Genomic DNA, 10546 nt, shown 5'->3' with positions numbered 1-10546 from the left:
CTCCCGGCAGTGCCGCCCGCGCGGCGGCCGCGACCCTCGGCGGCCGCGGAGTGCGTGCGGCCCTAGCCGCGTCCGAGTCGACCACGTTCGTGGACAACGACTTTCTGACGGCGCTGGACAAAGTCGTCGTGCATGCCCAGAACGCGCACGCCGTAGCGTCCGGGGACACCACCACGGCGAGCCGCATAACCGAATTCACCGGCCACGCGATCTCCTCGTGGCGTCATCTGGCCGGACTGGACGAGGACAATGCCCGTGACATCAGCCCGGCAACGCTCGAAGCCCAATCGCCCACTTGACAGGCCGTTCCACATCAGAAAGGCGGCGGTTCGTCGTTGGCGAACTTTCCCCGGCCTGTCGAAGTGAGTGAATAGCATGGCGCTGTGAACGATGATGCTTTCCCAGATGTGCGGTGGGGTCATGAACCACCCTCGGCGCTCAAGAGACCGATAATCGCCCTTATTAGCACGAAGTTCGGTGCCTGGTGTATCCGCAAACTCGCCCCGGTGGACCGCCAACTTCTGCGCCGAAGCAACGGTCGCCTCACGATTTTTGGCCCAGTCGGAGTTCCGCTGCTATTGCTGACCACCACCGGCGCAAAGTCGGGTGAGCGACGGGAGGTACCACTGACTTACATGCGAGAAGGCGATCGCCTCTTCCTGGTCGGAAGCAACTACGGACAGGCCACTCACCCCGCGTGGTCGTGGAACCTGCTGGCCGACCCGAAGGCCTGGGTAACGATGGGAGGAAAGGAAATAGCGGTGGTCGCAACCCAGTTGACGGGCGCCGAGCACGACCGCATCTTCAGAAAGTTCGCCGACTACGGAGCTAACTACGATGCCTACCGAAGCCGAACGGACCGAGAACTACGAGTGTTCGAATTGACCAGGCGATAACGACACAGTCAGCGTCATTGGCAGGCTTGTGTCATCTTCCTGCAGCCCCAGGCCTGGGGTGACACCATTTGCTGATGGATCAGGATGACGCCGAAAAGCGAGTTGCCGATCTCAAACGTCCGCACGGTAAGCAGCGCGGTTCAGATCTGCTACCGGCACAGTCACCGCGACCGCAGCCGGCGAATGCTGCGCCGGAAACAGGAAGCGGTAGCAGAAAGCCCGCGGGATTCCGGTCCCTTCTTACGGGAATGTGGACGGGCATTCTCTTGGTGGCGTTGGGCGTTGGCGCATCGGCCTACTTTGGGTACTCCTCTTATGGATATTGGGTCGGCACACCAACGACAGCGACAGTCGATCACTGCGAAGTAGGCGGGCTACTCGGGAGGCTGCACACAGATTGGGCCCGAGATTTGACCCAAGATCCAAACATATATTGCAACGGAACGTGGAGCATCGGCGGACGTTCGCAGAACGGTCCAATCAGGCCACCGTTCGGCAACGGCAACAGATACGAGCAACCCGGCTCGACGCTGGATGTCCACGTGAGTAACGGCAAAGCCTACTGGCGAAGCAAGGATCTCTATCTTTGGATAGTCGGCCCCATCCTGCTTGTATGGGGCTCGGTTAATCTCTGGAGGAAGTGGCGCGGACCCAATCGCGGGTAAGCTCGCGGTGCTTGCGGGCCTTTGGTTCACCTTCCTCCCTACCGCCGTGCCGCCCGGATCGGATGTAAGCGACATAAGCAGACTGCCGGCTGGGTTTAGTCGGAGCGCCGGGCAGCGCATTGGGGTTGGGTCGGGTCTGTATTGCTTTGACGCACTGCTGCAGCCGGCACAGGCATTTGAGGTTGGAGGCGTGGGTGGGCCACCGTCCGACAAGAACTCAAGCCGGCGGCGTGACCGGCACCAGCCGTCGCAGCTGCGTCACATGCTTGGGCGAGAGCTCCTCAAGGCAGGTGACACCGAGCAGCCGCATGGTGCGGGTCAGCTGTCCGGAAAGTATCTCGATAGCGCGACGAACGCCCGCTTCGCCACCGGCCATCAACCCATACAGGTAGGCCCGCCCGATAAGCGTGCAGCGTGCCCCCAAGGCGATCGCGGCGACGATGTCGGCGCCGGACATGATGCCGGTATCCAGCAGGATCTCGGTGTCCTTGCCGAGCTCACGCGCGACAGCGGGCAACAGATGAAACGGCACCGGAGCCCGATCAAGTTGGCGGCCACCATGATTGGACAACACGATGCCATCGACGCCGCGATCGACCACGGCGCGGGCGTCGTCCAGGGTTTGGACGCCCTTGACGACGAGCTTGCCGGGCCACTGCGCCTTGATCCACGCCAAGTCATCGAAGGTCAGGCTGGGGTCGAACATGGTGTCCAGGTACTGGCCCACCGTGCCCGACCACCGATCCAGCGACGCGAAGGCCAGCGGCTCGGTGGTCAACAGGTCGAACCACCAGCGCGGGCGCGGCACGGCGTCGAGGACGGTGCGCAGTGTCAACGCCGGCGGAATCGACATCCCATTGCGGACATCACGCAGCCGCGCACCGGCGACCGGGACGTCAACGGTGGCGAGCAGGGTGTCGAACCCGGCGTCGGCGGCCCGTCGCACCAATGCCATCGAACGGTCTCGATCGCGCCACATATACAACTGAAACCACCTGCGGCCCTGCGGAGCAGCAGCGGCCACCTCTTCTATCGACGCGGTGCCGAGAGTAGACAGCGAGAACGGGATCCCAGCCGCCGCGGCCATCCGGGCACCGGCGATCTCGCCCTCGGTGTGCATCAGCCGGGTGAAGCCGGTCGGCGCGATTGCGAATGGCAGCGCCACCGGTTGGCCCAGCACCTTCCAGCCGGTCGCGACGTTGCTGACGTCGCGCAGGACCGTCGGGTGAAACTCGATGTCGCGAAAGGCTTGTCGCGCACGTTCCAGAGAGATCTCATCCTCTGCCGCGCCGTCGGTGTAATCGAAAGCCGCCCTGGGAGTCCGCCGCTTGGCGGTGCGCCGCAGATCATGAATGGTCTGCGCGTCATCGAGTCTGCGTTGGACACGGTCGAACCGGGGTTTGCGGAACCGGATCAGCGGTGCGAGGTCGTGGACCTTCGGTATCCGCCGTTTGACCACTGTGCCACGGTAGGTCATATGCAATCCGCAAGCGACTCATTTGATCTGCAGCGTTTCATTGATGCGCAGGAACGGGTTTACCCGACCGTCCTCGACGAATTGCGCGTCGGCCGCAAGCGCAGCCATTGGATCTGGTTTATCTTCCCGCAGGTCGCCGGGCTGGGCAGCAGTCCGACGGCGGCCAGGTACGCGATCTCCTCGCTCGACGAAGCCCGAGCATATCTGCGGCACGAGCTGCTCGGACCGCGGTTGCACGAATGCGTGCGGCTGGTCAACGCCGTGCAAGGCCGCTCGATCGGCGAGATCTTCGGCTCTCCCGACGACCTGAAGGTCCGTTCATCGATGACGTTGTTTGCCCACGCGACCCAAGACAATCAGGACTTTGTAGAGTTGCTCGAGCGGTACTACGACGGCGAGGAAGATCCACTCACGGTAGAGCGGCTGACCTAGACGGGCCGCAGGATTCGCCAGCCATGCGGCTCGATCGAAACCACGTCGACGACGTCCTCCGGCGGCATGCCACTCCCGGCGATGACTTGCGCCTGCCCCACGCCCAGCTCGCCCAACACGACCTGTAGTGCGGCGTCGTCGATGTTCAGCGCGACTATCAGCGCGTCGTCGCCGTGCTGTGATTGGTACACGTAATGGCGGTTATCCAGTCGCAACGCGGATGTCGACGCGGCATGCAGCCAGGAGTGGCGTCGGCGCAGGCCGACCAGGTATTGATGCAGCCGCCATACCTCGGCCCCATGTGTATCCAGTTGCGCTGGGGGAGAGCTGAATTCGGGACGCACCGCGTCGTCACCGCCGAATCGCTCCTCCTTGATCCCGTGGTAGCCCAGCTCGTCGCCGGCGTAGATGCTGGGAATGCCACCCACCGTCATAAGGATCACCAGGGCATGGGCGAGGTGTTCAGCACGCTCAAGTTGGCTGGCGATGCGGGTGACGTCGTGGTTGCCGATGAAGGTCAACGGCGGAAAGCTTTGCACGAAATCGTTGTGCCGCTGCATTGCCCAGTCCAGCTCGTAGAGGTTTTCGTCGTTGAGGCTGCTCCAGATCGCCTTCCATAGTTCGTACTGGGTGACGGAGTCGAACCCGGCTGCGCGAACCACGGCGGCGTAGTCACCGTGGATCAGCTCTCCGACGAACCAGGCATCGGGCTGGAGCTGACGAACTCTCGGCAAGATAGCAGCCCAAAACTGTTCTGGCACAGCGTAAGCAGCGTCTAGGCGCCAGCCGTCAGCACCTCGTCGCAACCAGTGCGCCATGACGTCGGCGGTGTAGTCGGCGACCTCGGGGTTGTCGTGGTTCAACGTAAGCAGACCATCATGTCCTTCGAAAGTGTGAAAGTGACCGGGGCGCCCGCGAAACCAGCGCGCTGCCGCATCGTCGTGCGTCGCTTCGCGATAGCGAGGGAAGTCGACACCGACGTGGTTGAACACACCGTCGAGCAGCACACGCAAGCCCCGCCGATGCGCCTCGCCGACGAGGTAGTCGAAGTCGTCGTCGTCGCCGAGCCGATGATCGATCCGGTAATGGTCCGTGGTGTCGTAACCGTGTGTGCGCGAGGCGAAGATCGGTCCCAGTGCAACCCCCGACGCACCGAGCTGGATGGCGTGGTCGAACCAACCGGCGATCCGTCGCAGCCGGTGTTCACCTAGATCTGGAGGCGCCGTCGCCGGGAACGCACCGACGAACCCGAGGGGGTAGACATGCCACCAGATCACATGCCGGACCCAAGGCGGCACCGTCACCGCCTGTACCTGGCTTCGTACAGGGATTTCATCTCCGCCTCGAGTTCGGGCGCCGGGCCATCAGCCACCACCTTGGGTGCCACGGTGTTGACCGGCAACATGGCCACCGGCGGTGTGGGCACCCGCCACTCGGTCAGCCACTGGGTCAGCTGCGCGCACGACGTGGCGTAGACGATGCGCCCGAGACCCGCCCAGGCGTGCGCGGCCGCGCACATCGGACACTGTTCACAGGACGTATACACGGTGGCCCGAATCCGATGAACCGGAGCCAAATTGGCTACCGCCCATCGGACGACCCCCAACTCCGCATGCAGCGTCTGGTCGTCATCCGTGACTCGATTGCGGTCCTCGTAGAGGATCCGGCCCTTGGCGTCGACCAGGATCGCGCCGAAGGGGCCGTGCCCATTGTCGAGCGCGGTTTGGGCGAGTTCGACGCAGCGACGCAAACGTTGCAGATCGACCTGGCTCACGACCACAGACCCGAAGTCTACGGGCGGTGTCTAGCCGGTCGCCGCCAGTGTTTGAGCCGTGGTAATCGCCTGCGCGACGCCGGATACGATGGCGGCCACCTTCAACGCTTCGAGGATGGCTTCTCTCTCGACGCCGGCCTCGCGCAGGGCGTGCTCGTGGGCCACCATGCAATGCGAACACCCGTTGATCGACGACACCGCAAACGACCACAGCTCGAAGTTCGCTTTGTCCACGCCCGGGTTGCCGATGATGTTCATCCGCAATCCGGGACGCAGGTCGTCGTACTTCCCGTCCAGGAAGCCGCGGCCACGGTAGAACACGTTGTTCATGCCCATGATCGACGCGGCGCCCAGCGCAGCCTGATAGGCCTCGGACGACAGGTCGTCGGCCGCCTCGGCGCCAATCTCGGTCAGCACCTGGGTATTCCGCGTCGCTGCGGCACTGGCTAGCAAGGTGCCCCACAGCTGCTCGGAGTTCAGCACGGTGCTGCGGCTGATCGAGCCGAGGTTGAGCTTGAGGTCCTTGGCGTATTCGGGCAGCGCGTCCTTCAGGTTTTCGATGCTCATTAGGCTGACTTCCTTAACTCTTCGCCGGCGTCGATCGTGGGGTCACCCTTGCGCCAGTTGCAGGCGCACAACTCGTCGGACTGCAGCGCATCGAGCACCCGCAGCACCTCGTCGACGTTGCGGCCCACCGAACCGGCGGTAACCGAGACGAACTGGATCTCGTTGTTGGGGTCGACGATGAACGTGACCCGATCGGCGACACCCTCGTCGTTGAGCGCACCGGTGGCTTCGACGAGTTCGCGCTTGATGTCCGAAAGCATCGGGAACGGCAGCTTCTTGAGATCCTCATGCTGGGCACGCCACTGGAAGTGGACGAACTCGCTGTCAACCGAAACCCCGAGAACCTGCGTGTCGCGCTCCTCGAACTCGTCATTGAGTTTGCCGAACGCGGCGATTTCGGTCGGGCACACGAAGGTGAAGTCCTTCGGCCAGAAGAACACCACCCGCCACTTGCCCTTGTGGTCGTCGCTGGAGACGGTCGTGAAGTAGTCGCCGGGCGCCTCGGCATCCACTTTGGACAGGTCGCCACCGATCAGCGCGGTCAGCCGGTAGGCGGGGAAGTGGTTACCAATTGTCAGCAGTGCCATGTCACTCCTTTGGGGAAGATTGGATCAAGTCAAGTTTTCCAACGCCCATACTGCCGCAACTTGACTTAGAGTTAAAGGTGATATGTCCCACTATACTGATAGGCATGACCGATAAGAGTTATCAGCCGACGATCGCGGGCCTCCGGGCGTTCGTCGCGGTCGCGGAAAAGCAGCATTTCGGCACCGCCGCAACAACCCTCGGCGTCAGTCAGTCGACGCTTTCGCAGGCGCTGTCGGCATTGGAGACCGGTCTGGCAATGCACCTGGTCGAGCGGTCGACCCGTCGAGTTTTCTTGACCGCGGAAGGCGCGCAGCTGCTGCCGCAGGCGCAAGCGGTGATCGAGTCGGTGACCGCGTTCGCCGCCGCGGCCGCAGGTGCCTCGGATCCGCTGCAGGGCAGCATCCGGCTGGGGCTGATCCCGACGGTGGCGCCGTATGTGCTGCCGACCGTGCTGGCGGGGCTGGCAGAGCGGCTGCCGGTGATGACCTTGCGGGTGATCGAAGACCAGACCGAGCGGCTGCTCACTGGACTGCGCGAAGGATCGCTGGACGCCGCGCTGATCGCCTTGCCCGCCGAGGCCAGCGGCATCACCGAAATCCCAATCTACGACGAAGATTTCGTGCTCGCGCTGCCGCCCGGGCATCCGCTGGCGGGCAAGCGCCGAGTACCGTTGACCGCGCTGGCGCAGCTGCCGTTGCTGCTGCTCGACGAGGGACACTGCCTGCGTGACCAGGCGCTCGACGTTTGCCGCAAGGCGGGCGTGCACGCCGAGCTCGCCAACACCCGGGCGGCGTCGCTGGCGACGGCGGTGCAATGTGTTGCCGGCGGGCTGGGAGTGACGTTGATCCCGCAGAGCGCGGTGCCCGTCGAGACCGCGCACAGCCGGCTCGAACTGGCCTACTTCGCCACACCCCGTCCCGGCCGCCGGATCGGGCTGGTATTTCGCTCATCCAGCGTCCGCGAAGGGCCCTACCGTCAGCTTGCCGAGCTGATCGGCGAGCTGGTCGGCAGCGACCAGCAGGTACGCCCGGCACGCTAGCGGCATCGCCATCGGCGCCCGAGGTGAACGCCCGGGACCACTCGGATTAGGTTTCGGTTATGGAAAAGGTAGTTGCGGTGCTGATGGCCGCGGACCGCGACGAGGACTGGTGCCAACGGCAGCGCGGACCGGTCGCCGATGCCATTCTTGGGCTCGGCGTCGCCGGTTTCGCTGTCAATGTCCGCGACGCGGCGGTGCGTCATTCACTGATGACGCTGACCACCTCTGACCCGCCGGTGGCGGCCGTGGTGAGCATGTGGACCCAGCAGTGCTACGGCGATCAGATCGCGGCGGCGCTCCGGCTGCTCGAGGCGGAGTGCGACCACCTCGCCGCCTATCTGGTCACCGAATCGGTTCCGTTGCAAGCACCGCTCGAACTAGGCAGCCGCACAACGGGGTTGGCCAACGTTGCGTTGTTGCGCCGGCCCGCAGAGTTGGATCATGCGAGCTGGCTGACCCGCTGGCAGCGCGACCACACGCCGGTGGCGATCGAGACGCAGTCGACGTTCGGTTACACCCAGAACGCCGTGGTGCGATCGCTCACGCCCGACGCACCAGCGCTGGCCGGCATCGTCGAAGAACTGTTCCCGGCCGAGGCGATCACCGATCTGAAGGCCTTTTTCGGCGCCGCCGACGATGCCGACCTGCAACACCGGCTGAGCCGGATGGTCGCCAGCACATCGGCGTTCGGCGCCAACGAGAACATCGACACGGTGCCGACCAGCCGCTACGTGCTGAAAACACCGTTCACGACATGAGGAGACACCGTGATACTGCGCAGCGATGACGACAATAGGGTGCGCACCCTCACCCTGAACCGGCCCGAGGCGCTCAACGCCTTCAACGAGGCGCTCTACGAGGCCACCGCGGAAGCGCTGGCGGTAGCCGCCGGCGACCCCGAAATCGCTGTCGTGCTGTTGACTGGAGCCGGACGAGCATTCAGCGCCGGCAACGACCTCAATGAGATGCAAGCACGCATCACCGATCCGCAAATGGCCCGTCAAGGATCGCATTTCACCACGATGATCGACGCGCTGAGCCGGTTTCCCAAGCCGCTGATCTGCGCGGTGAACGGCGTCGGCGTCGGGATCGGCACGACCATTCTCGGCTACGCCGACCTGGCGTTCATGTCGTCGACGGCTCGGCTGAAGTGCCCGTTCACCAGCCTCGGGGTGGCGCCGGAAGCGGCGTCGTCGTATCTGCTGCCCCAGTTGATGGGCCGGCAAAACGCCGCCTGGCTGTTGATGTCCTCGGAGTGGGTGAGCGCCGAAGAGGCGCTGCGAATGGGCCTGGTATGGAAGGTGTGTGAGCCGTCCGAGCTGATCGCTGACGCCCGCCGGCACGCCGAAATCCTTGCCGCTCGGCCGATTTCGAGCTTGATCGCGGTCAAGCGAACCATCGTCGAACCGACTCAACCGGAAATCGCGGCAGCAACCGCTCGGGAAAATGCCCAGTTCGCCCAGTTGCTGGGCGGTCAGGCCAACGCGCAGGCGCTGGCCGATTTCACCGGCCGGCGCGGCAACTGATCGCTACGACTTTCGAAGAAGCCCGCTACCGCGAACCGCTGGTCTCCAACTGCGCGGCGGCCGCGATGATCGCCCGCAACGTGCGCCGGCAACGTCCGCAATCAGTGCCGGCCCCACAGGCCGCAGCGACCTCTTTGGACGTCGACGCCCCGCGCGCGACAGCGTCAGACACAGTCTGACTTGTCGCACCGACACACAGGCATACGTACATTGTTAGTGGAGTCTAACCTAAGTGAGTTAGTGCAGTCTAACCTAAGTTGTTAGCGCACTTCAGCCCAGTCGACGTGCCGCTGACCAGCGCTTTAGCGTACCGGGCTGTTGGAGCACCAACCGCTGGGTCGCCTGCGGCAGCCACGTTGCTTTGCGGCCACCGCCTTTGCCGACGAGAATAGTCAGAGCCGGTGCTCGCAATGGGCAATTTTCCCGCTGACGCGTGCACCCGCGGGGCACCGTTGGCCTACGCACAAACCCGCTTAGTACGACCACCCACGCAGCCAATGAACTCCGAGAATGAGTTGCTTCACTCAACCTAGGCTTGCTTTACTTAGGGAAAGCTGACCTGAGTGAGTATTACCTTGGGTGACAACGGCTTTGGCCTGCTGTAGCGTGTCCGCAATGACCGCGGTGGCAATTTAGACAGGAGTAATAATGCAAGGCGATCCCGACGTTCTACGTCTACTCAATGAGCAATTGACCAGTGAGCTCACCGCGATCAACCAATACTTTCTGCATTCCAAAATGCAGGAAAACTGGGGTTTCACCGAAGTGGCGGGCCACACTCGCGCCGAGTCATTCGACGAAATGCGCCACGCCGAGGCGATCACCGATCGCATCCTGTTGCTGGAGGGGCTGCCGAACTACCAGCGCCTGTTTTCATTGCGCATCGGTCAGACCCTGCGCGAGCAGTTCGAGGCCGATCTGGCGATCGAACATGACGTGTTGGACCGGCTCAAACCGGGCATCATCATGTGCCGAGAGAAGCAAGACACCACCAGCGCCAACCTTCTCGAGGGGATTGTGGCCGACGAGGAAAACCACGTCGACTATCTCGAGACCCAGTTGGAGTTGATGGGCAAGCTCGGTGAAGAGCTCTACTTGGCTCAGTGTGTCGCGCGGCCGCCGACGACCGGACAAGCCGGGCACTGAGCCCTACTCACGCTGACGGGGGAAGCAGCCATGACGAGCCCGACAGCGCAAACCACTGCCGGGCCGGATGCCGAATCCGGCAGCACACTGATCAGTCCGCAGCGACGCAATTTCGTCTTCCTGGCGATCATGCTGGGAATGCTGCTGGCGGCGCTGGATCAAACCATCGTCGCCACTGCGCTGCCGACAATCGTCGCCGACCTGGGCGGGGCCGGCCATCAGTCCTGGGTCGTCACCAGTTATCTGTTGGCGTCAACGATCATCACCGCGCTGGCCGGCAGACTCGGTGACCTGTTCGGCCGCAAGCGGGTGTTTCAGGCGGCGGTGACGTTCTTTGTCGTCGGATCGGTGCTGTGCGGCGTTTCGCAGTCTATGGCGATGCTGGTCGGGGCCCGGGCGCTGCAGGGTCTTGGTGGCGGCGCCATCACCGTCACGG

Annotated in this window: 14 protein-coding genes; 8 read left to right on the top strand and 6 right to left on the bottom strand. The window is 63.7% G+C overall.

What is annotated here, in order from left to right; genetic code table 11:
* On the top strand, positions 1–299 hold a 299-nt coding region (locus WAN71_RS18945; protein WP_422226803.1), incomplete at its 5' end, for a hypothetical protein.
* Between the two features lie 84 nt (positions 300–383).
* The gene (locus WAN71_RS18940) at positions 384–896 is read left to right on the top strand and encodes a nitroreductase/quinone reductase family protein (protein ID WP_422226802.1); all 513 of its coding nucleotides are present in this window, start codon (positions 384–386) and stop codon (positions 894–896) included.
* An 882-nt stretch (positions 897–1778) separates the two neighbouring features.
* On the opposite strand, the gene WAN71_RS18935 is transcribed toward WAN71_RS18940, so the two are convergent.
* Positions 1779–3038, bottom strand: a complete 1260-nt coding sequence (locus WAN71_RS18935; protein ID WP_422226801.1) for an alpha-hydroxy acid oxidase — start codon at positions 3036–3038, stop codon at positions 1779–1781.
* On the opposite strand from WAN71_RS18935, the gene WAN71_RS18930 reads away from it, so the two are divergent.
* Positions 3039–3470, top strand: a complete 432-nt coding sequence (locus WAN71_RS18930) for a DUF1810 domain-containing protein (protein ID WP_422226800.1) — start codon at positions 3039–3041, stop codon at positions 3468–3470. It abuts the gene before it with no gap.
* Here WAN71_RS18930 and WAN71_RS18925 read toward each other — a convergent pair.
* From WAN71_RS18925 to WAN71_RS18910, 4 genes are read right to left on the bottom strand one after another with little or no spacing between them, the layout of a single operon-like run.
* Entirely contained in the window at positions 3467–4774 is a 1308-nt protein-coding gene (locus tag WAN71_RS18925; RefSeq protein ID WP_422226799.1) for an alpha-amylase family protein, read from the bottom strand. The two genes, WAN71_RS18930 and WAN71_RS18925, sit on opposite strands and share 4 nt — an antisense overlap.
* Positions 4771–5250, bottom strand: a complete 480-nt coding sequence (locus WAN71_RS18920; RefSeq protein ID WP_422226798.1) for a nucleoside deaminase — start codon at positions 5248–5250, stop codon at positions 4771–4773. Before WAN71_RS18920 ends, WAN71_RS18925 begins: the two co-directional genes overlap by 4 nt.
* 24 nt (positions 5251–5274) lie before the next feature.
* A complete protein-coding gene (locus WAN71_RS18915) occupies positions 5275–5811 on the bottom strand; it encodes an alkyl hydroperoxide reductase (protein WP_422226797.1) in 537 nt (178 codons plus the stop codon).
* Positions 5811–6398, bottom strand: coding sequence for a peroxiredoxin (locus WAN71_RS18910; protein WP_422226796.1), 588 nt, complete (start codon positions 6396–6398; stop codon positions 5811–5813). The genes WAN71_RS18915 and WAN71_RS18910 overlap by 1 nt, the downstream gene beginning before the upstream one ends.
* 104 nt (positions 6399–6502) lie before the next feature.
* Between WAN71_RS18910 and WAN71_RS18905 the strand changes: the two genes are divergently transcribed.
* Genes WAN71_RS18905 through WAN71_RS18895 form a run of 3 tightly spaced genes read left to right on the top strand, consistent with a single transcriptional unit; the run spans position 6503 to position 8964 of the window.
* Complete coding sequence (locus tag WAN71_RS18905; protein ID WP_422226795.1) at positions 6503–7438, top strand: hydrogen peroxide-inducible genes activator; 936 nt, start codon at positions 6503–6505, stop codon at positions 7436–7438.
* A 59-nt stretch (positions 7439–7497) separates the two neighbouring features.
* Complete coding sequence (locus WAN71_RS18900) at positions 7498–8196, top strand: hypothetical protein (protein WP_422226794.1); 699 nt, start codon at positions 7498–7500, stop codon at positions 8194–8196.
* A gap of 9 nt (positions 8197–8205) precedes the next feature.
* Positions 8206–8964 carry an enoyl-CoA hydratase/isomerase family protein gene (locus WAN71_RS18895; RefSeq protein WP_422226793.1) on the top strand — a complete coding sequence of 253 codons (759 nt, stop codon included), beginning with the start codon at positions 8206–8208 and terminating at the stop codon, positions 8962–8964.
* A gap of 25 nt (positions 8965–8989) precedes the next feature.
* On the opposite strand, the gene WAN71_RS18890 is transcribed toward WAN71_RS18895, so the two are convergent.
* The gene (locus WAN71_RS18890) at positions 8990–9175 is read right to left on the bottom strand and encodes a (2Fe-2S)-binding protein (RefSeq protein WP_422226792.1); all 186 of its coding nucleotides are present in this window, start codon (positions 9173–9175) and stop codon (positions 8990–8992) included.
* 437 nt (positions 9176–9612) lie between these two features.
* Here WAN71_RS18890 and bfr point away from each other — a divergent pair, with 437 nt between their 5' ends.
* Together bfr and WAN71_RS18880 are read left to right on the top strand one after the other, a co-directional pair.
* On the top strand, positions 9613–10110 hold the full coding sequence (gene bfr / locus WAN71_RS18885) for a bacterioferritin (RefSeq protein WP_422226791.1): 498 nt from the start codon (positions 9613–9615) through the stop codon (positions 10108–10110).
* Positions 10111–10140: 30 nt separating this feature from the next.
* A partial coding sequence (locus WAN71_RS18880) for an MFS transporter (RefSeq protein WP_422226790.1) occupies positions 10141–10546 on the top strand: 406 nt, incomplete at its 3' end.

Origin of the sequence: Mycobacterium sp. (assembly GCF_049280035.1) — a bacterium.
In the GTDB taxonomy this organism is placed as follows: domain Bacteria; phylum Actinomycetota; class Actinomycetes; order Mycobacteriales; family Mycobacteriaceae; genus Mycobacterium.
This window is presented reverse-complemented; position numbering and strand designations above follow the sequence as displayed.

What these genes read in the sequence shown, in the direction of transcription:
- WAN71_RS18905 (WP_422226795.1), top strand. Translation starts at nt 6,503, where the DNA reads ATGACCGATAAGAGTTATCAGCCGACGATCGCGGGCCTCCGGGCGTTC.
- bfr (WP_422226791.1), top strand. Translation starts at nt 9,613, where the DNA reads ATGCAAGGCGATCCCGACGTTCTACGTCTACTCAATGAGCAATTGACC.
- WAN71_RS18910 (WP_422226796.1), bottom strand. Translation starts at nt 6,398, where the DNA reads ATGGCACTGCTGACAATTGGTAACCACTTCCCCGCCTACCGGCTGACC.
- WAN71_RS18890 (WP_422226792.1), bottom strand. Translation starts at nt 9,175, where the DNA reads ATGTACGTATGCCTGTGTGTCGGTGCGACAAGTCAGACTGTGTCTGAC.
- WAN71_RS18900 (WP_422226794.1), top strand. Translation starts at nt 7,498, where the DNA reads ATGGAAAAGGTAGTTGCGGTGCTGATGGCCGCGGACCGCGACGAGGAC.
- WAN71_RS18935 (WP_422226801.1), bottom strand. Translation starts at nt 3,038, where the DNA reads ATGACCTACCGTGGCACAGTGGTCAAACGGCGGATACCGAAGGTCCAC.
- WAN71_RS18930 (WP_422226800.1), top strand. Translation starts at nt 3,039, where the DNA reads ATGCAATCCGCAAGCGACTCATTTGATCTGCAGCGTTTCATTGATGCG.
- WAN71_RS18915 (WP_422226797.1), bottom strand. Translation starts at nt 5,811, where the DNA reads ATGAGCATCGAAAACCTGAAGGACGCGCTGCCCGAATACGCCAAGGAC.